Raw genomic sequence first — 18265 nt, forward strand, 5'->3', positions numbered from 1 at the left:
AGCCTAGAAAGAAGGACGCGCTGCGCTCAACTGCGGCGCCTGTCGTCCGTCCCGCGCGAGGTCCCGGACTCTGCCTTGGCACTCTCGCATCGCCGCAGCCCGAGATAGAGCCCAGCGCACATGAACAGCAGGATCACCACGAACGGTAGCCCCGAAATCGTTGCCACTGCCTGCAGCGCTTCCAGGCCGCCGGCCGTGAGCAGGATGGCCGCCACCACGCCCTCCATGGTGGCCCAGAACACCCGCGTGGTCTTGGGCGGATGCGGGTCGCCACCGGAGGTGATGATATCGATGATCAGCGATCCGGAGTCCGACGAGGTGACGAAGAAGATGGCCACGGTGGCGATCATCAGGGTCATGCTGGTCGTCACCACCCACTCGGGGAGCTGGAAGTTGTCGAGGAATAGGAAGAACGCCAGCTCCGGCTCGTCCTCGACGATATCAACCAGGCCGGCCGCCTCGAACAGCTCGCGATAGAGCGCCGAGCCACCCATCACCGTGAGCCACAGCACCGAGGTGCCAGTAGGGACCAGCAGCACGCCGAGCAGGTACTCGCGCAGAGTACGCCCACGCGAGACCCGGGCGATGAACAGGCCGACGAAGGGCGACCAGGAGATCCACCAGGCGAAGTAGAACAGCGTCCATTCGTTCTGCCAGCTCTCGGCATCGGGGGAATGGAAAGCCTCGGTGAAAGTGCCGCGGCTGGGGATCTCGTTAATGTAGTTACCCAGGCTCTGCAGCATCGAATCGAAGATGAACTGAGTAGGGCCGAACAGCAGGACGTAAACCACCAGCACCGCACCGATCAACAGGGCCAGCTTCGACAAGCGCTGAATGCCCTTGGCCAGACCCGAGAGCACCGAAAGCAATGCCACCGTGGTGATGCCCGCGATCAGCCCGAGCTGCACGCCAAGGTTGTCGGGCACGCCATAGGCGTGCTCCAGGCCAGTGTTGATCTGGCGTACGCCCAGGCCCAGCGATACCGCCACGCCGATCAGCGTGCCGGCCGCCGCCATGGCGTCAATGCCGTTGCCGATCGGTCCCTCCACCCGCGCCTTTCCCAGCAGCGGCACGAAGGCCGAACGGATGGTCAGCGGCAGGCCACGGTTGAAGCAGAAATAGCATAGCGATAGCCCCACCAGACCGTACATGGACCAACCATGAAGGCCCCAGTGGAAGTAGCTGTGCACCAGCGCATCGCTTGCCGCCTGTTCGGTTTCAGCCTCGCCGAAAGGCGGGTCGGCGAAGAACGAGACCGGCTCGGCCACGCCGTAGAACAGCAGCCCCACCCCGGTGCCGGCGGCGAACAGCATCGAGAACCAGCCCCAGTTGGAAAACTCGGGCTGCTCGTCCTCACCGCCGAGGCGTACGCTGCCATAGCGGCTGAAGATCAGGTAAAGCGCCAGGATGAGAAAGGCGTTCATCGCCAGCAGGTAGAACCAGCCGAGATTGTCGGCGATGGCGTCCTGCACCGTCTCGGCGCCGCTCTGGAGCCGTCCCGGCATGGCGGCCCCGACGATCACCAGAGTGAGAATGACACTGGCGGAAATGAGGAAGACGGCGCGGTGTACGGGTATACCGAGCAGGTTGTGCCGCTTGGAGCTGCCGTAGCGATCGGCGTCAGAGCGGGTCGGCATATCCGTTGCCTCCTGAAGCGGCGCAGCGCTCCGCGCCGGTGCATGGCTTCCTTGCGTGGCGTTGGGCATATGCCCTTGAGGCAACGATAGCAGCCATCGGCGCACAACACGCAGGCAGCGGAAGAAAACGGATTCGGCACGCCCGCGCTTGGCCGGATATGCTAAGAGATACGACCCATGGCTAGCCGAGGGATCCATGTCCGCTCTGAATCGTCAGCGTCGCCTTCGTGGAGGCCGCTGGCCGGCGCGCATCGCCTGGCTCAGCGTACTATTGCTGCTGTTGGCCGCCTTGCTGCTGGCCGGTGCCGGCCCGGCCTACCGCCTGGACCTGCTGCCGCTGGGCAGCGCCTTCGGCATGCTGCGGCGCGGCATTCAGATCACGGCCGGCGCCGCGGCCGTGGGATTGCTGGCGCTGCTTGTCGCCACCCTATGCCGGCGTCTGCAACCGGCGCTGCTCGGCGGACTGGTGGTGGCCGCCGCCGCCATCATGCTCGCCGTGCCGTGGCTGCACTGGCAGCGTGCCCAGACGGCACCACCGATACACGACATCACTACCGATACCGAGGACCCGCCTGCCTTCGAGGCGCTGGCTGCGGCCCGCGAGGCGGCCCCCAACGCGGTGGAGTACCCCGGCGAGGCTTTCGCCCGCCAGCAGCGCGAGGCCTATCCCGACATCGAGCCGCTGGTGCTCGAGCTGCCACTGGGCCTGGCACGTGACGTCGCCGAAGCCGCAGTGCTGGACCTGGGCTGGGAGATTGCCGACAACTCGCTGACCCGGATCGAGGCCACCGACACCACCACCTGGTTCGGCTTCAAGGACGACGTGTCGATCCGCCTGACCGAAACCGACGAGGGCGTGCGTATCGACGTGCGCTCGGCTTCGCGGCTGGGCCGAGGTGACATGGGCACCAACGCGGCCCGTATACGCGATTATTTCGAGGCCATCGAACGACGCCTCGATTGAGCCTGGAAGCCGCCCCACGGCGGCGCGGAGCGGCTCCGGCATTGCGGCATCAGTCCTCGGCAGGCAGCGCCTCGATGGTGCGCAGCGCCTCGGCGACGATGCCCTGGCGCTTGGGCAGGTCGGCCATGCGGTTGGGCGTTTCCATGTTGAGGGCGAAGAACACCGGGCCGCTGGGGCGCTCCACCCAGCCCACCCACCAGCCGAGCTGGCCGGTCCAGCCGGTCTTGCCACGCAGAATCCAGTCGTTTCCTGCGCCGACGATCATCAGGTCCTTGACCAGCCGCTGGTCCGCCTCGTCGAACGGCAGCTCATTGCGGTAGAGCCGCTCGAGGAACTCGATCTGCTCTTCAGCGGAGATTTCCAGCATGTCTTCTTCCAGCCAGAAGTGCTCCAACCGGTCGCCGATGTCGGCGTTGCCGTAGTCGATCGCCTCCAGGTAGTCGCGCTCGCGCTCCTCGCCCAGTTCCCTGGCGAAGTGCTGGTAGAGCCACACCACCGAAAGGCGCATGCCCGAACGCAGGTCGTGGTCGGCGTTCCACTGCGGGAAGTCCCGCTCGACGCCGTCCCAGGCAAAGACCTGGAATTCATCCTCCACCACGCCGGCATCCAGGGCGAACAGGGTGTGCGGTATCTTGAAGGTTGAGGCGGGCACGAAGCGTTGCCGGGCACGCTCGCCGTCGTGCACCATCGCGGTGGCGGCACCATCGCGCTTGTCGACCACCAGCAGCGTGCCGCTAGCCTCGTTGGCGCGGAAGATCTCATGCCAATCGGCACGTTCCTGCCAGGTTTCGGCTATGGCGCTCAAGGGCGTTAGTGCCAACAGCAAGGCGCCGGCCACCAATGATTTTATGGGTATCGTTTTCAGGGTCATGGCTCCATCCACTCGTCATGCTTCAGTTATTCAAGGGTTGAGGACGCGTCGGATGGCAGGTTAGCGGGATGGCACCCAAGCCCACAAACCATGATATCTTGCAGGAGACATAAACTGAGCTTGGGCTTATGACGAGACCCTACCTGCCGCTCAATGCCCTGCGAGCCTTCGAGGCCTCGGCCCGCCACTTGAGCTTCACCCGCGCCGCCGACGAGCTGAACGTGACCCAGGCGGCGGTCAGCTACCAGGTCAAGCTGCTGGAGGAGCGGCTGGGCGTGGCGCTGTTCAAGCGTCTGCCCCGCGGGCTGATGATCACTGCCGAGGGCGAGGCGCTGCTGCCGGTGATGCGAGAGTCCTTCGACCGCATGGCGGACATGCTGGAGCGGCTCGAGGGCGGCAAGGTGCGTGACATACTCAATATCGGGGCCGTGGGTACGTTTGCCGTGGGCTGGCTGCTGCCGCGCCTGGCACGCTTCCAGGCCGGCCACCCGCTGATCGAGGTACGCCTGTCGACCCACAACAACCGGGTCGACATGACACTCGAGGGGTTGGATTACGCCATTCGTTTCGGTGACGGTGCCTGGCATGGGCTCGAGGCACAGCGGTTGTTCGATGCGCCACTCTCCCCCCTGTGTACGCCGCGTCTGGCCCAGTCCCTCGAGGCGCCGGCGGACCTGATCCGTCACACCCTGCTGCGCTCCTATCGCGAGAACGAATGGACACACTGGTTCACCGCCGCCGGTGTGTCGCGCCCTCCGGCGCGTACCCACGGCGTCACCTTCGACTCCTCATTGGCCATGATGGAGGCCGCGGTCCAGGGCGTGGGCGTGGCTCTCGCCCCGCCGCGCATGTTCGCTCGCCAGTTGAGCAGTGCCCAGGTGGTGCAGCCCTTCGACATCCACGCGGCACTCGGCAGCTACTGGCTCACCCGGCTCAAGTCGAGACCGCCTAGCGGCGCCATGGAGGCTTTCGAGGCGTGGCTGTTCGACGAGGTGCGCCTGGCCTATGGCCACGAAGCCTGAGAGACTGCCTCGCTCAGCTCAGCGCCTCGGCAATGGGTCGCTCGCCGTCGAGCAGCACGAACTCCCGATTCAGCAGATCGCGTGCCTGGGCCAGGTGCAGCAGGGCATGAGCGACATTGGCTCGCGAGACGCTGTTCTCACCGCCGGTTTCCTCCAGCGAGGTGGCAACGCGCTGGGTAACGGGCTCATCGATCAGCCGTCCCGGCTTGAGGATCACGTGAGGCACCGGGGCGACACGCAGGTGGGCATCGGCGGCATGCTTGGCCGCCATATAGGGTCGCAGCTTCTCGGGTGCCTCCAACGGACGCTCGGCGCGCATGGCACTGACCATGATGAAGCGCGACAGGGCACGTTCGGTAGCGAGGTCGGCAGCGCGAATGGCGCCATAGAGGTCGATCAGCAGTGTCTTGTCGGGGCCGGTGTGCGGCCCGGAACCGGCCGTGAAAATGACCTGGTCGCAGCCGTCGAAGGCGCCGTCGAGCTCACCTTCGAGATCGGCGATGACAGTCTCGATTCCTCTCTCCTGGAACCAGGGCTGCTGCGCCACATCACGGATCATGGCCCGGATGGGTAGGTCTGCCGCCTCGGCCAGCTCGCAGAATTGGCGGCCGATCTGGCCGTTGGCACCGATCACCAGCGTGGTCATGCGCTCCTCCACCGTCAGCTTTCGTGGATGACCCGAGCAGCCTAACTCACGCCATGGAGGGTCGCCAGGCAAGGACTGTAGCGGTTGTGCTAGCCTTTGTTGCTGCTCGACGACTCAACCCGTACGCAAGAGGCCGACATGCTGCGACTCTCCAATAGCGTGGAGCTGGCCGACCACGAGATCGAGATCAGCCAGATACGCGCCCAGGGCGCAGGCGGCCAGAACGTCAACAAGGTGGCCTCCGCGGTACACCTGCGCTTCGACATCCCCCGTTCCAGCCTACCGCCCTTCTACAAGGAGCGCCTGCTCGCGCTCTCAGACAGCCGCATCACCAAGGAAGGCGTGGTGGTGATCAAGGCCCAGAGCCATCGCACCTTCGAACAGAACCGCGAGGATGCCCTGGAGCGCCTCAAGGCGCTGATCCAGGAGGCGGTGAAGACGCGCAAGGCACGCAAGCCGACCAAACCGACCCGCGCCTCGAAGCAGAAGCGCATGGATAGCAAGACGAAGAAGGGGCAGACCAAGGCACTGCGCAGCAAGCCCAAGCTCTAGTTCACTGGCGGCTGCTAGGCTTAACGCAACGTTGTGTCGAGCCAAGGAGCCCCCATGCCGTCGAGAAGAGTCTCGCGCCCGCTGAGTCCGGGGCTGGAGCGCCTGCATCTGGTATGGGATCTGCTGATCCTGGTGTTGGTGGTGGCCAATCTAACGCTGCTGCTGTTCGACGCGCTGTTCCTGCTCGGCCCGCTCAACGATGCCTTCGCTGCCCTCGCCCCGGGCCTGCATGGCGCCTACGACCGCCACGTTCATGCCAATTTCATCGAGATCGACCTGATCTTCGTGGCGGTGTTCGTGCTCGACGTCCTACTGGGCTGGGCGGTGGCCATCGCCGAACGACGCTATCATCGCTGGTTCTTCTATCCCTTCGTGCACTGGTACGACGTGCTGGGCTGCATCCCGGTGGGCGGCTTTCGCCTGCTGCGCATCCTGCGCGTCATCTCGCTGCTCACCCGTCTGCATCGCCTGGGCCTGATCGACGTGCGCCGCTGGCGGCTCTATGCCGTCTATGCCAAGTATTACGAGATCTTCTTCGAAGAGCTCTCGGACCGGGTGGCGATCCGCCTGCTGGGCAACATGCAGGAGCAGATCCGTTCCAGCGATTCGCTGTCGACACGGGTCATCGACCGGGTGGTGATGCCGCGCAAGCAGCAGCTGATCCATGAACTGTCACGGCGGCTGGAGGAGATGACCGGTAACGCCTATGCGCGCAACCGCGAGGAAACGATGCGCTACGTCAGCGCCCTGGTCGGTCGCACCGTGGCGGAGAGCCAGGAGATACGCCGTCTGCGCAGGCTACCGATGGGCGATGCCGTGGCCCGCAGCATGCAGTCGAGTCTCTCGGAGCTGGCCTGTCGCCTGGTCCACGAGGCCATGGAAGGGTTGCGCTCGCCGGAGTTCACCGCACTGGTCGAGCGCCTGGCCGACAGCGGTTTCGATACCTGGCTACAGGTCGACGAGCACACCGATCGGGTGACCGAACAGGTGCTCGTCGACATGCTCGAACTGATGAAGGAACAGATCGCCGTCAAGCAGTGGCGGCGTCGCTACGATTGACCGCCACGGGATGACGATCACTGAGAATGTGGTGCACGCCGCCACAATCCACCATCGGGTCGTCGCAGTTGACCACGATCTCCGAGCGCGCCAACACATAGCTCTTGCCGGTGATGGTGTTCTCCACCACCTGATGCTTGCCGCCGGCCTCGCGCACCGCGACGACTTCACCGATGAAGCCCGTCTCGCGCAGGGATACGGTCTCCAGCTTGTCGCCGGGCTTGATGGTGCCCTCATAGTGCATCAGCGCCAGCCGCGCCGAGGTACCGGTACCGGTGGTGCTGCGGCAGATCACGCCGGGATGCACGTAGGTGGTCGAGCGCGAGCGGTAGAAGTCGTCGGCAATCTGTTCCACCGGCCCCATGAAGTGCAGGAACGGCAGCGGCCCGACGTCGCCCAGGGTGTAGTGGGAGAAGCCGCTGTGGGCCTGGATCGCCTCGACGATGCGATGCGCGCACTCGGCCAGGGCGCGCTCCTCCTCGCGCTTGAGCGAGAAGCCGAGTTCGGCCGCGTCCACCAGGGCATAGAACCCGCCGCTGTAGGCGATGCTGTAGGTCACATCGCCCACTCCGGGCACGTGGATCTGCGCCCGGTGGGTGTCGATGTAGCTGGGCAGCCCGCCGCAGGTGATCGCCTCGACCACGCCGTTCTCGACCCGCGCTTCGATCTGCACCAGGCCGGCGGGGGATTCCAGCGTGAAGTGCTGGATCCCCTCGCGCTTGGGAATCAGCCCGGTTTCGAGCAGCGCCGTGGCGGTACAGATGGTGTTGGAGCCGGAATAGACCGGGTAGCCCATCACTTCCATGATGATGTAGCCCATCTGTGCCTGGGGATCGCAGGCCGGCACGATCAGGTCCACCGACATCTCGGGGATGCCATAGGGCTCGTTCAGCAGCAGCTTGCGCAGGCCGTCGGCGTCGTTCTCCAGGTACTCCATCTGCTCGCGCACGGTGGTGCCGGGCAGCGGGTCGATGCCGCCGATCACGATGCGGCTGACGTCGCCGCCGGCATGGGTGTCGAGCAGTTGCAGGGTGAGTTCGTGGCTCATACGTTTTCCTTGAGAGCGAAGGGCGCGCCATGCTCGGCCCACTGGGAATCGGGCACGATGACGATCTTGCCCAGGTAGTTGCTGCCGCGGTTGACGAAGTAGCGCTCCGCCTCGTGCAGCTCGGAGAGCTTGAACGCGGCGTGCAGCACCGGCTTGAGCTCCCCCGTGCGAATCCACTCGACGAGCTGCTCGGCCTCCTCGCGGGTACCGTGGGAAACGCCGAAGATCTGCACCTGGTAGAGGTAGATTCGCGTCCACATGATCTCGCTGAGATTGCCGCCGCTGGCCCCGGCGATGGAGAGCCGCGGATACGTGCTGCGCGCCTTCATGTCGCCGATCATGGTGTCAATGAACAGATCAGTCATTTCGCCGCCGACCAGGTCCATCACCGCATCGATGGGCGCACTGCCGGTGGCCTCGAGCACGCGCTCGACGAAGGTGGGCAAGTCACCGCGGTCGATCACCGCCTCGGCGCCCAGCGCCAGCAGCGCCTCCGCCTTGTCGGGCTGGCTCACCGCATAGGGAATCGCGCCGACGATCCGGCACATCTGGATCAGCGCCGCGCCCACGCCGCCGCTGGCGCCGCTGACCAGCACCCGCTCGCCCGCCGCGACCCTGGCCGAAGTCATCATGTGGTAGCCGGTCTGGTAGGAGCACATGCCCATCGCCGCCAGCTCGGCGTCGGCGAGCTCCGGGTTGGGTACGTGATGGAACTGATCCGACGGCACGGCGACGTACTCGGCGTAGCCACCGTCGGCGCCGTGGCCGTAGTAGTCCGGTGTCAGGTTGATGTCGCGCCGCGCGTCGGCGTAGAGGTTGAAGTCGAGCAGGCCGCGCTCGCCGATACGCGAGGCATCCACGCCCTCGCCCACCGCCACCACGCGTCCGGCCACGTCGGCGCCCTGGATGCGCGGAAAGGTCAGGGTCGGCTCGCCGCCCATGGCGAAGGAGGTTACCTCGCCCTTGTCCTTGGTCGGATAGAGTCCCTCTCGGGCCTTGCGGTCGGTGTTGTTCTTGGCCGTGGCGGTGACCTGCACCAGCACTTCACCCGGACCCGGCCGGGGCGTGGCGACATCGGTGCGATACACCAGCTTGTCGATCCCGCCGTGGCCGGTCAGGACCATGGCGTTCATGGTGGCCGGAATGGTCGGTACGTTCTCTGTGGGCACGATGGTCCTCCTGGCTGAGCCTCGTTGGCGGTTACCTGCTCTCCACGCTTGGCCGAAGCCTCCCTCCCCTGCCCTCGTCGCCGCGCGGCCCCAGGCAACGACATGCCGAAGAGCCAGCGCGCGGTTCGCGCCGACCGGGGTCGAAGTGCAACGGGGAAACGAATGAGGTGGGGCAGCCTGTCCGGCGTGTCGATATGGGCAGATTGAATCATGCCCTGCTGGGGGCTGCATACCGTTGATGATTGGGTATTTTTTCTGTTTTGGGCGGCTGCGACTGGGGATTCTTTCTTGTACCGCCGCCCTCTGCTTCCGGTGGCAAATGACACGGGCGACGCGTCCGCTAGCTCGCTATCCTTGTGATCAGGAGAGGGCCCAGGTGAAGGAGACACCATGAACTACTGGCTGATGGCCAACACCGCTGCCGGCGACGGCAGCCACGATGCCAATTTCTGGCGCGAGCGCCTGCTCGCCGCAGGCCTCGATAGCCTACAGGTGCGAGATATTGTCGAAACCGACTGGCACCGCCAGATCGAACCCGGCGACCGGCTACTGGTCGCCGGTGGCGATGGTTCGGTGAACAGTGCCGCGGCGCTCTGCATCGAGCGCCGTGCCGTGCTGGGCGTGCTGCCCTCAGGCACGGCCAATGACTTCGCCCGCAACCTGGGGCTGCCCGACGATCCCGTGGACGTATGCCGGGTGGCGCTCGGGGCGCACACGGCCAAGGTCGACGTGGCCTGGATCAACGGCCAGCTCTATCTCAACGTTGCCCATATCGGGCTTGGCACTGTGCCCGCCCGAGAGGCCTCCCCACGAGAGAAGAAACTGCTGGGACGCTTCAGCTATCTCGTCACCCTGGCCAGAAAGCTCGGCGTACAGCGAGGCTTTCACGGGCGCATCGAGGGCGACGACCAGACCGTCGAGGGACGCTGGCTGACCATCGCCATCGCTTCGGGAGCCTATTTCGGTGGCGGTCACGGTATCGCGGGTGCGCGTATCGACGACGGCCAACTGGACATCGTGGCGGTACGGCAACGCGCCTGGTTTCGCCTGCTGCTCTCTTATCTCTCCACGCGCCTGCTGGGGCATCCACCCGAAGGCGACGACACCGTGGTTCACCTGCGCTCGCCCCAGTGCCACGTACAGCTGCGCCATGCGCGTACACTCACCGCCGATGGCGAAACCATGGGGCGTATGGCCAACGTTTCGGCCTTTACCCGGCGCGCCGTGCTGGAGGTCGCCTGCCAGGGCGTGGTGGGCGCCCACGACAGCACCCTGGCAGGCGAGATTCGCGAGGCGTCATGAGGGGTCGAGAGTCTCTAAAGCAGGTGAAGTATCGCACCACGCAGGCCGCGCGAGTCGGCCCACAGCTTGCCCAGGGTGATCGGCAGCCGGAAGCGGCGCTTGCCCGCCGCCCCGGGGTTGAACAGCAACCGCTGCCGTTGCCACTCATGGCGCGGCTTGTGGGAATGGCCGTGCAGCACGGCATCGCACGCGGTGGTAGGGTCGAAATCGGCCAGGGCATGAACCAGGTGCAGGCGCCAGCCGTTGACGACGAGATCCTGGCACTGCGGCAGGGACTCGGCCCAGCCGGCCGTGTCGATGTTGCCGCGAACGGCGTAAAGTGGCGCCAGCTCGCCCAGGCGTTCGAGTATGGCGACATCCTCCGGCTTCGCTCCCACATCGCCCAGGTGCAGGATCAGCTCACAGCCTGCCAGCAGCGTTACCGCCTCCTCACGCAGCAAGCCGTGGGTGTCTGAGATCACCCCGATGGGCGTGGCGATATCGAGACGTGGCGGGAGCATCGTGCTTCTCAATACGGGAACCTCCCGCCACGCTAACGTATCTCCCTGGCCGCGTCACGCCAAGAGCACGACCCATGAAAAAGGGCATCGCCTCGGCGATGCCCTTCAGCATCCATAGGGGAACGTTCTTGCTCGCTCTCAGCAGTGGAGCTGGGCAATGGTTCAGTGATAGTGCTTGCTGCAGTTGGCAATCTCGCGAGCCATCTGGTCGTCTTCGCAGCGGTCGGCGATATCGCTGAGCGTCACCACGCCGACGAGACTCTTGTCGTTCTGATTATTGAGCACTACCAGACGTTGCACATGCTGCTCCTGCATGTTGCGCAGCACATCCTTCACATCTTGATCCTCGAAGGCGTACAGCACATCCGAAGTGGCGATGGAACTCGCCTTGTCGTCGGGGCTCTTGCCTTCAGCGAGGGCGCGAACCGTGAGGTCGCGATCGGTCACGGTACCCACGATGCGGTCTCCCTCGACGAGGGGCTCGAAGCCAGAGTTGTCCTTGCGCATGCGCTCGGCAACCTGGCGAATGGTAGCGTCTGCCGGGCAGTAGTCCGGGCGCTTGGTCATCACTTCGCGAACTTGCATCTCGTACCTCCTTTCATCGACGTATCGCACGGCTGAAGCCGTGCCGCTTCCTGCTTTGCGATGTCTTACCGTAGAAAAATAGCTGCCCCCCATGCGGGCTTCAAAACCCTCTCTGTCTTTGTTTATTGCCGTCGGTTACCGCAGGTGTTCGGCGTTGACGCGTCCCTCTCGGCTGCTAGCTTGACTAGCGAAGCCAAGCCAATCCCAAATCGACAACGACAATTCAGAGGGATCGCATCATGACCGGAAAGGATGCTCGAGTCTGGTGGCGGGGGGCGTTGCCGCTGACGCTTCTGCTCGTCTCCCCCGTCCTGGTCCAGGCGGCGACCGACGACCTGCCCCGCCTGGAGAGTGCGGAGTGTCCGACCCAGGCCCTGCGCGAGCTGGGCGCCACCTGCCATACCTTCCATGCCCCCGAGAACTGGGACGCTCCCAGCGGCAACACGATCTCGCTGCCCGTGGCGGTGATCGAACCGGAGGGTGGTGCACCGGACGAGGAGGCGCTTCCGGTGTTCTTCTTTCCCGGTGGCCCGGGCTACTCGTCGTTGGGCGAACGCGAGTACATGGAACAGCTACTCGAGGACATCGGCCAACGCACCTTGGTGACCATGGACAACCGCGGGTTCATCCATGCCGAACCGGCCCTGGAGTGTCCGGAGTACGCCGCCGTCTCGCCGTACCACAACATCATCCATACCCCGGCCATCACCGCCTCGCTGGATCCCATGGAGCGCCTGGACGCGATCTCCGGCGTGGTGAGCGACTGCTATCGCAAGCTGGTCGACGAGGGCATCGATGTCAGCCAATACAACGCCCGTGCGGTATCGCGCGACGTGGACGAGATACGCCAGCTGCTCGGCTACGAGCGGATCGACGGCTTCGGCTCGTCCACGGGTAGCGGCACCCTGGTCTCGTTCATCCAGTATCACCCCGACAGCATCCGCGCCGCGATACTCGGCTGGGCCTGGTACAACCACCTGCGCAACCGTCCACCGGTAGACGAACTCTACACGGCCAAGCAGTCGTTCACCGACGCCTTGGCGCTGTGCGTTGCCGACGACGAGGCCTGCCGCGAGCTGCTGCCGAACTGGCTGCAAGCCATAGACCGCACACGCCGCGCCCTGGACGGCCGCCCCTTCATCACCCAGGTGGAAGAGACCGATGGCAGCGACAAAACGCTCTACTTCGATGGCGCGGCCTTCCTCGACACCCTCTACCTGACCCTGGCCAGCGACTACGCTGAGTTGCCGAGCCTCATCGCGGATGTCGAAGCGGGCGACTACTCACGCCTGCCCGATTTCTTCCGTGTCGATGACTACGACCCCGAGCCCGAGGCACCCAACTATGCGCTAGGCTACTTCCTCGCCCACGTATGCAACGACATGGGAACCAACCGCCCGAGCGTGGCCGATTCCACCGCTGCGGTGGCCCGCGAGCCTGCCGTGCTCGGCTTCGAGCCGCCCTGGCTGTGCGCCTGGTGGGGCGAGGATGGCGACGTGCCCGCCGAGCACAACGACCCGCCGGTCAGCGAGACACCGGCGCTGGCGATTCACGGCGAGATGGACCCCTGCTGCACCCCGCGCTGGAGCGAGCACCTGGGACGCACCATGCCGAACCTGCAATATGTCGTTTACCAAGCGCTCGGACATAACCCCGTCAACGAGTGCCGCTCGACCATGGTCCAGGCGTTTCTCGACGACCCCTACAGCCCCGTCGACGACAGCTGTCGCGATGAGGTCGCGCGTGAGCCCTGGGTGATAGTGCCTCCCCGGGCAACCGGCGATACCTGAACACAGTCCACGACACCAGGCCATGGACGGTACCGTAGGTTCCCTCAGGCCTGGCGCGGAGCGCGCAGCAGCCAGGAGGCTACGGCCACCAGCGCCAGGCCGAACAGCGCTCCGGGGCGCGCTCCCAGCACCAGGCTGACGGCAAGCCCCAGGAACAGCGCCAGCCCGCCGACGGCAATGCGCCAGGGTTGCTGCGTAACGGCGACATGCTGCTTGCGGTAGCGCTCGAAGGCCACCACTGCGGCCATCACCGGTACCATCATCAGGGCGCACAACCCGATCCACTCCAGGCGGCCGATCCAGAATCCCGGCTCGCCCGGGATGCCGGCATCGATCGGCCAGTCGAGCCGCTTGCCGAGCCATGCCGCGGGCAGTTCGGCCAGCTTGTGCCAGAGATAGAGCTGCAGCCCGAAGGCGCCGAACATTGCCATCCAGCGCCCCAAGTGCTGACGCTGCAGAAAGCGCCTTACCGGTGTTTCGAACAACACCACCAGCCCCACCTGGAACCACATGACCCCGAGCAGGGCCAGCGTCGGCGGCAGCAGGTTGGTATCGCCACCGGGGTTACCGTTGACCATCGAGGCGGGGTAGCCGAGAGCGACGGCCCCTACCAACCAGGCCAGCCCTACCGCCACCAGCGCAAGCCCCAGGCGTCGCCCGGCGAAGCGTCCGTTCCACCAGGCAATGCCGAGCTGTTGCGGCAGCAGCCAGAAGAGCAGTGTATTGATCCAGGCGAAGGCATCGTGCCGCGCGGTGACGAACCGGCCCAGGGCGAGCCACTCCTCAAGCGCGGCGGGACGTGCGCGCAGCAGGTCCACCATGGCGATGCCGACGATCAGGCCGGCCGCCGCCCACAGGCCGAAGCGCCGGTCGGCCCACACGCTGAGCGGCAGTAGCAGCTGTACGCCGAGCAGGATCAGCAGGAACCAGAGATGCACGGTCAATGAGTGGTTGAGCGGCCCCAGCACCCCCTCGCGAGTGAAGAAGGCGATGCCCACGAAGAGCGTCAGTATGGCCAGGTAGGTCACGGTCGGTCGGGCCAGCCCCAGGGCACGCTCCGCCCACCAGTGGGAATGCGGGTCGCCGGCCCGGTAACGCTCCCACACCCCTTCCGAGCTGACTGCGGCGGAGACGAAGATGAACAACGGCACGACCTGGAACAGCCAGGTGAAAAAGCCGGCCGGCGTCCAGGCGTCGAGAAGGTGCCCGGTTTCCACCAGCATGCCATGCTCGACCCGTGGCAGCGTGGCCACCCAGTGCCCGAGGACCACGATCAGCAGCGCAACCGCACGCAGCGCATCGGGATACGGATCGCGTGCGTCGCTCATGGCCTCTCCTTCCTTGCATGGATGACGAAACGCCCGCTTCCAGCCAGCAGCCTAGCCCAGGCTGGCTGAACGAGCCAAAGCTGACCGATTCGCATTCGAAGAGGTGCGCAATCGTTGCTACGTTGGGAAGGCACGGCATCGGCAAAGGACAGGCTCGGGAATGCTAGGCTCTCGTAATCTTCGCACGCCACTCTGTATCGCCCTGCGCAGGCTCTCTCTCGTGACGACTTTGGGGGGTCTGCTGGCCAGCCTGCCGGCGGGCGTGTTGGCACAATCGGGGCAGGTCGGCCTACCGCGCTTCCCCTCCATCAGCCCGGACGGCTCGGAACTCATCTTCAGCTGGCGCGGCGACCTGTGGCGCGTCGCGACCGAAGGTGGTGAGGCGGTGCGGCTGACGCGCCACAATCTCGACGACCTGCACTCCAGTTGGAGCCCCGATGGCGAGTGGATCGTGTTCGCCTCGATGCGCGACGGTTACCTCAACCTGTGGCGTATGCGCCGCGACGGCAGTCAACTGATGCAGCTCACCCACGGCGACCAGCACCTGCGCAACCCTGCCTTCGGCCGCGATGCGAACGGCGAGACGGTCATCACGTTCTCGGGAATGCTCGAGGCCGACGTGTATCGCGACCAGCGGCCTTATCTGCTCTCCGCGGAGGGTGGCGAGTATACCCGGCTACACGATGCGTTTGGCTCCGAGCCGCAGCTCTCGCCCGATGGCCGCAGCGTCGTCTTTACCCGGGGCGGCGCCTATCACGACTGGAACCGGCGCCACTACCGCGGCCCGGATGCGATGAACGTCTGGCTACACGAGCTCGGGACCGATCGCTTCGAGCCGCTGACCGAACGCGACGGCGACGACGGCATGGCACGCTGGGTCGACGAGGACACCCTGCTGTTCATGTCCGACCGCGAGGACCAGACGGTCAACCTCTATCGCATGGAACTCGATGCCGAGCGCACTATCGAGCGGCTCACCCAGTTCGACGAGCGTGACCTGCAGTATTTCGACGTCTCGCGTGATGGCAGCACGGCCGTGCTCCAGGTCTGGGACACCCTGCTGACTCTCGACCTCGAAGAAGAGGATGCCCAGCCCGAGTCCATCGCCCTGCGCGCCCCCGACGACGGCCGCGATACCCATGCGCTGCGCCGCATCGACCGGGACATCAGCGAAGCGGCCCTGAGCCCGGACGGCCAGACCATGGCCTACGTCGCCTACGGGCGCGTCTACCTGCGCCATGTCGACGAGCAGAGTCCGACGCTGCTGGTTACGCCAGGGACCCATGCCCGCCACCACAGCTTGGCCTGGTCGCCGGATGGATTGCGGCTCTACTTCGTCAACGATGCCGATGGCAGCGAGTCGATCTACCAGGCGCACGTGACGCTGACCCGCGAGGAGGTGCGCCGCAGCCACGAGCGCCAGCGCGCGCGAGGCCGCGTTTCCCACCGCTGGGACGGCGATCCCACCGTCTCGCTCGCCGCTGCGAGCCCCGCCGAGGACCCGGACCGGGAAGACGATCCCGACGCCGAACTCGACCCCGACCTGGCCGTGCGCGGCGAGGAGCCGGAAGATCCCTTCGCCCCCAGGATCCCGGATTGATACTGGACCCGATCCTGATTCCCCTGCCAGGCGATCCCGCCGACATTCCACCGCCGCCCCAGGAGCCGCCGGTAGATGTCGAAAGCATTCCCGAAGAGGAACTTGAGGAGGAATTGCCCGAGGACGTCCCCGCCGATCGCGACCCGACCCGCTGGCACGATGCGATCCAGTTCGAGGTCACCCCGGTAATCGCCGAAGAGACCAACGACCGCGACGTCTCGCCATCGCCGGACGGACGCTCCCTGGCCTTCCGTCGTGGTCGTGGCGACCTGGTGATCCGCGACCTCGAGAGCGGCGAAGAACGCACCCTGGTAGAGGGCTGGGACAGCTTCATGCAGTGGCGTTGGTCGCCCGACGGCCGTTACATCGCTTACTCCCAGAACGATCTCGACTTCAGTGCCAACATCTTCGTGGTGCCGGCCGACGGCTCGGCGGAACCGGTCAACATCACCCGGCATCCACGCAACGACCTCAACCCGCGCTGGTCGGCCGACGGCCGCAAGCTGACCTTCATTTCCAACCGTTCCGGAGAGAACTACGATCTCTACCGGGTCTACCTGGACCGCGACATCGAAAGCTACACCCCGCGCGAACTCAGCACGTACTACCGCAACGCCCGGAATCAGGCGCTGGCCCAGTCACCGCTACCGGTAGACGATGCACAAGACGCGACAGAGGCGGATCGGGAAGTCGCGGAGCTCGAACTGGAAGATGCCTGGCGACGCGTCGAACGCATCACTGCCTCGCCCGCGCACCAGACCGCCAACGAGATGACGCCGGGCGGCGACCGCTATGTCTTCAACGCCGGCAGCGAAGGGCTCGTGGCGATGGACTGGGATGGCAGCAACCGTACCCGCATCGGCCCGAGCGCCAACGTCCAGCACCTCAACATCACCGGCGAGCAGGTGGTCTATATCGCCAACGGCCGGGTCGCCGTGGCCAATCTTTCCGGCAGTGGCTCACCCCGCTACCTCGACATTTCCGACCGCTTGCGCATCGACCTGCGCCAGCAGGCATTGCAGAAATTCCACGAGGCCGCCCGGGTCATCGGCGAGAACTTCTATCGCACCGACCTGAAGGGCCTGGACTGGCCCGCGGTGGTCGAGGAGTATGCCGCCTTGATCCGCCGTGCCCGCACCTCGAGCGAATTCAGCGATATCGCCAATCGCCTGATGGGGAGCTGGCGGCCTCGCACATGGGGGTGGCCAACCCGGGACCGGTGTCGGCCCTGCGCGAGCCTTCGGGCCGGCTGGGTCTCGAATACGAACGCATCGTCTCGCAACAGGACGGCCGTATCGGCTATCGCATCACCGAGGTGATTCCCGCCGGCCCCGCCTCCCGCGGCCCCATGCCCCTGGCCCCGGGCGACATCGTCACTGCGATCGGCCTGCGCCCCTTCGAGGAGAACGAGACGCTGCTGGAACGGCTGAGCGGCCAAGTAGACCAGGAGGTGATCGTCACCTTCGACCGCCCGGGCGAGGAGGGCTATACCGAATACCGTACCATGCTGAGGACCGTAGGGCTGTCCGAGCTGGCCCGGCTCAAGTACGACGCCTTCCGCGAGGAGAGCCGGCGCCTCGTCGAAGAGCTGTCGGACGGACGCCTCGGCTACCTGCACATCCAGGCCATGAACCAGACCTCGCTGGAGGGCTTTCAGGGCGATCTCTACGCCGCGGCGGCCGACAAGGACGGTCTCATCATCGACGTGCGCAACAACGGTGGCGGCAACACCACGGACCGCATCCTCACCTCGATCATGGCCGGCGAGCATGCCTACACGATACCGGCGGGTGCCGACCGCGATGAAACCGGCCACTACCCGCAGGATCGCCTCGACGCGCCGCGTTATACCCTGCCGATCAACATGCTGGCCAACGAGAAGAGCTACTCCAATGCGGAGATTCTGGCCCACGCCTTCACCACGCTGGGTCGCGGCACGCTGGTGGGCCAGCAGACCTATGGCGGGGTGATCTCCACCAACAGCCATACCTTGATCGACGGAGCTACCGTGCGCCGCCCCTTCCGCGGCTGGTACATGCCGGACGGCACCGACATGGAGCACAACGGCGCCAGGCCGGATCTGCTGGTCGAGCAGACACCCCAGGATGAAGTGGCCGAGCGCGACCGTCAGCTCGAGGCGGCGGTGGCCGATCTACTCGAGAGGATCGACGGCGAGCAGTGAATCAAGCGGG

At 65.6% G+C, this 18265-nt stretch carries 17 protein-coding genes; 9 read left to right on the top strand and 8 right to left on the bottom strand.

The window, feature by feature from the left end; genetic code table 11:
• Positions 1-26: 26 nt before the first annotated feature.
• Positions 27-1637 carry a BCCT family transporter gene (locus EKK97_RS19430; RefSeq protein ID WP_159554454.1) on the bottom strand — a complete coding sequence of 537 codons (1611 nt, stop codon included), beginning with the start codon at positions 1635-1637 and terminating at the stop codon, positions 27-29.
• A 196-nt stretch (positions 1638-1833) separates the two neighbouring features.
• Between EKK97_RS19430 and EKK97_RS19435 the strand changes: the two genes are divergently transcribed.
• Positions 1834-2601 carry a DUF1499 domain-containing protein gene (locus tag EKK97_RS19435; RefSeq protein ID WP_159554456.1) on the top strand — a complete coding sequence of 256 codons (768 nt, stop codon included), beginning with the start codon at positions 1834-1836 and terminating at the stop codon, positions 2599-2601.
• Between the two features lie 49 nt (positions 2602-2650).
• Here the strand turns inward: EKK97_RS19435 and blaOXA are convergent, their stop codons facing one another.
• Positions 2651-3472 (bottom strand): class D beta-lactamase, encoded by an 822-nt coding sequence (gene blaOXA, locus EKK97_RS19440; RefSeq protein ID WP_159554458.1) that lies wholly within the window; start codon positions 3470-3472, stop codon positions 2651-2653.
• Between the two features lie 128 nt (positions 3473-3600).
• Between blaOXA and EKK97_RS19445 the strand changes: the two genes are divergently transcribed.
• Positions 3601-4494, top strand: coding sequence for a LysR family transcriptional regulator (locus EKK97_RS19445; protein WP_159554460.1), 894 nt, complete (start codon positions 3601-3603; stop codon positions 4492-4494).
• Between the two features lie 13 nt (positions 4495-4507).
• On the opposite strand, the gene EKK97_RS19450 is transcribed toward EKK97_RS19445, so the two are convergent.
• Positions 4508-5140 carry an SDR family oxidoreductase gene (locus tag EKK97_RS19450; protein WP_159554462.1) on the bottom strand — a complete coding sequence of 211 codons (633 nt, stop codon included), beginning with the start codon at positions 5138-5140 and terminating at the stop codon, positions 4508-4510.
• A 138-nt stretch (positions 5141-5278) separates the two neighbouring features.
• Between EKK97_RS19450 and arfB the strand changes: the two genes are divergently transcribed.
• Together arfB and EKK97_RS19460 are read left to right on the top strand one after the other, a co-directional pair.
• Positions 5279-5692: an alternative ribosome rescue aminoacyl-tRNA hydrolase ArfB gene (gene arfB, locus EKK97_RS19455; RefSeq protein ID WP_159554464.1), complete on the top strand. Its 414-nt coding sequence runs from the start codon at positions 5279-5281 to the stop codon at positions 5690-5692.
• Positions 5693-5746: 54 nt separating this feature from the next.
• Positions 5747-6751: an ion transporter gene (locus EKK97_RS19460; RefSeq protein ID WP_159554466.1), complete on the top strand. Its 1005-nt coding sequence runs from the start codon at positions 5747-5749 to the stop codon at positions 6749-6751.
• Here EKK97_RS19460 and EKK97_RS19465 read toward each other — a convergent pair.
• Together EKK97_RS19465 and EKK97_RS19470 are read right to left on the bottom strand one after the other, a co-directional pair.
• Positions 6723-7799, bottom strand: coding sequence for a proline racemase family protein (locus tag EKK97_RS19465; RefSeq protein WP_159554468.1), 1077 nt, complete (start codon positions 7797-7799; stop codon positions 6723-6725). The two genes, EKK97_RS19460 and EKK97_RS19465, sit on opposite strands and share 29 nt — an antisense overlap.
• Positions 7796-8932: an alcohol dehydrogenase catalytic domain-containing protein gene (locus EKK97_RS19470; RefSeq protein WP_159555872.1), complete on the bottom strand. Its 1137-nt coding sequence runs from the start codon at positions 8930-8932 to the stop codon at positions 7796-7798. The genes EKK97_RS19465 and EKK97_RS19470 overlap by 4 nt, the downstream gene beginning before the upstream one ends.
• Positions 8933-9358: 426 nt before the next feature.
• On the opposite strand from EKK97_RS19470, the gene EKK97_RS19475 reads away from it, so the two are divergent.
• Positions 9359-10270 (top strand): diacylglycerol/lipid kinase family protein, encoded by a 912-nt coding sequence (locus tag EKK97_RS19475; protein WP_159554470.1) that lies wholly within the window; start codon positions 9359-9361, stop codon positions 10268-10270.
• Between the two features lie 14 nt (positions 10271-10284).
• On the opposite strand, the gene EKK97_RS19480 is transcribed toward EKK97_RS19475, so the two are convergent.
• Both EKK97_RS19480 and EKK97_RS19485 read right to left on the bottom strand, forming a co-directional pair.
• Positions 10285-10770: a metallophosphoesterase family protein gene (locus tag EKK97_RS19480; RefSeq protein ID WP_159554472.1), complete on the bottom strand. Its 486-nt coding sequence runs from the start codon at positions 10768-10770 to the stop codon at positions 10285-10287.
• Positions 10771-10932: 162 nt separating this feature from the next.
• Complete coding sequence (locus tag EKK97_RS19485; RefSeq protein ID WP_159554474.1) at positions 10933-11355, bottom strand: CBS domain-containing protein; 423 nt, start codon at positions 11353-11355, stop codon at positions 10933-10935.
• 239 nt (positions 11356-11594) lie between these two features.
• Between EKK97_RS19485 and EKK97_RS19490 the strand changes: the two genes are divergently transcribed.
• Positions 11595-13145, top strand: coding sequence for an alpha/beta fold hydrolase (locus EKK97_RS19490; protein ID WP_159554476.1), 1551 nt, complete (start codon positions 11595-11597; stop codon positions 13143-13145).
• Between the two features lie 44 nt (positions 13146-13189).
• Here EKK97_RS19490 and EKK97_RS19495 read toward each other — a convergent pair whose 3' ends face one another.
• Positions 13190-14473 (bottom strand): acyltransferase family protein, encoded by a 1284-nt coding sequence (locus tag EKK97_RS19495; protein ID WP_159554478.1) that lies wholly within the window; start codon positions 14471-14473, stop codon positions 13190-13192.
• Between the two features lie 220 nt (positions 14474-14693).
• Between EKK97_RS19495 and EKK97_RS23990 the strand changes: the two genes are divergently transcribed.
• The 3 genes from EKK97_RS23990 to EKK97_RS25050 are packed head-to-tail and all read left to right on the top strand — an operon-like array spanning position 14694 to position 18255.
• Positions 14694-16073: a PD40 domain-containing protein gene (locus tag EKK97_RS23990; protein ID WP_201296939.1), complete on the top strand. Its 1380-nt coding sequence runs from the start codon at positions 14694-14696 to the stop codon at positions 16071-16073.
• Positions 16070-17392: a PD40 domain-containing protein gene (locus tag EKK97_RS23995; RefSeq protein WP_201296940.1), complete on the top strand. Its 1323-nt coding sequence runs from the start codon at positions 16070-16072 to the stop codon at positions 17390-17392. Before EKK97_RS23990 ends, EKK97_RS23995 begins: the two co-directional genes overlap by 4 nt.
• Entirely contained in the window at positions 17275-18255 is a 981-nt protein-coding gene (locus tag EKK97_RS25050) for a S41 family peptidase (protein ID WP_236551470.1), read from the top strand. The genes EKK97_RS23995 and EKK97_RS25050 overlap by 118 nt, the downstream gene beginning before the upstream one ends.
• Positions 18256-18265 lie beyond the last annotated feature (10 nt).

The organism is Billgrantia tianxiuensis (assembly GCF_009834345.1).
Taxonomy (GTDB): Bacteria; Pseudomonadota; Gammaproteobacteria; order Pseudomonadales; family Halomonadaceae; genus Halomonas; species Halomonas tianxiuensis.

Bases quoted from the DNA above. Each gene is read 5' to 3' on its own strand.
- EKK97_RS19430 (WP_159554454.1), bottom strand. From the start codon at position 1,637: ATGCCGACCCGCTCTGACGCCGATCGCTACGGCAGCTCCAAGCGGCAC.
- EKK97_RS19435 (WP_159554456.1), top strand. From the start codon at position 1,834: ATGTCCGCTCTGAATCGTCAGCGTCGCCTTCGTGGAGGCCGCTGGCCG.
- blaOXA (WP_159554458.1), bottom strand. From the start codon at position 3,472: ATGACCCTGAAAACGATACCCATAAAATCATTGGTGGCCGGCGCCTTG.
- EKK97_RS19445 (WP_159554460.1), top strand. From the start codon at position 3,601: ATGACGAGACCCTACCTGCCGCTCAATGCCCTGCGAGCCTTCGAGGCC.
- EKK97_RS19450 (WP_159554462.1), bottom strand. From the start codon at position 5,140: ATGACCACGCTGGTGATCGGTGCCAACGGCCAGATCGGCCGCCAATTC.
- arfB (WP_159554464.1), top strand. From the start codon at position 5,279: ATGCTGCGACTCTCCAATAGCGTGGAGCTGGCCGACCACGAGATCGAG.
- EKK97_RS19460 (WP_159554466.1), top strand. From the start codon at position 5,747: ATGCCGTCGAGAAGAGTCTCGCGCCCGCTGAGTCCGGGGCTGGAGCGC.
- EKK97_RS19465 (WP_159554468.1), bottom strand. From the start codon at position 7,799: ATGAGCCACGAACTCACCCTGCAACTGCTCGACACCCATGCCGGCGGC.
- EKK97_RS19470 (WP_159555872.1), bottom strand. From the start codon at position 8,932: ATGAACGCCATGGTCCTGACCGGCCACGGCGGGATCGACAAGCTGGTG.
- EKK97_RS19475 (WP_159554470.1), top strand. From the start codon at position 9,359: ATGAACTACTGGCTGATGGCCAACACCGCTGCCGGCGACGGCAGCCAC.
- EKK97_RS19480 (WP_159554472.1), bottom strand. From the start codon at position 10,770: ATGCTCCCGCCACGTCTCGATATCGCCACGCCCATCGGGGTGATCTCA.
- EKK97_RS19485 (WP_159554474.1), bottom strand. From the start codon at position 11,355: ATGCAAGTTCGCGAAGTGATGACCAAGCGCCCGGACTACTGCCCGGCA.
- EKK97_RS19490 (WP_159554476.1), top strand. From the start codon at position 11,595: ATGACCGGAAAGGATGCTCGAGTCTGGTGGCGGGGGGCGTTGCCGCTG.
- EKK97_RS19495 (WP_159554478.1), bottom strand. From the start codon at position 14,473: ATGAGCGACGCACGCGATCCGTATCCCGATGCGCTGCGTGCGGTTGCG.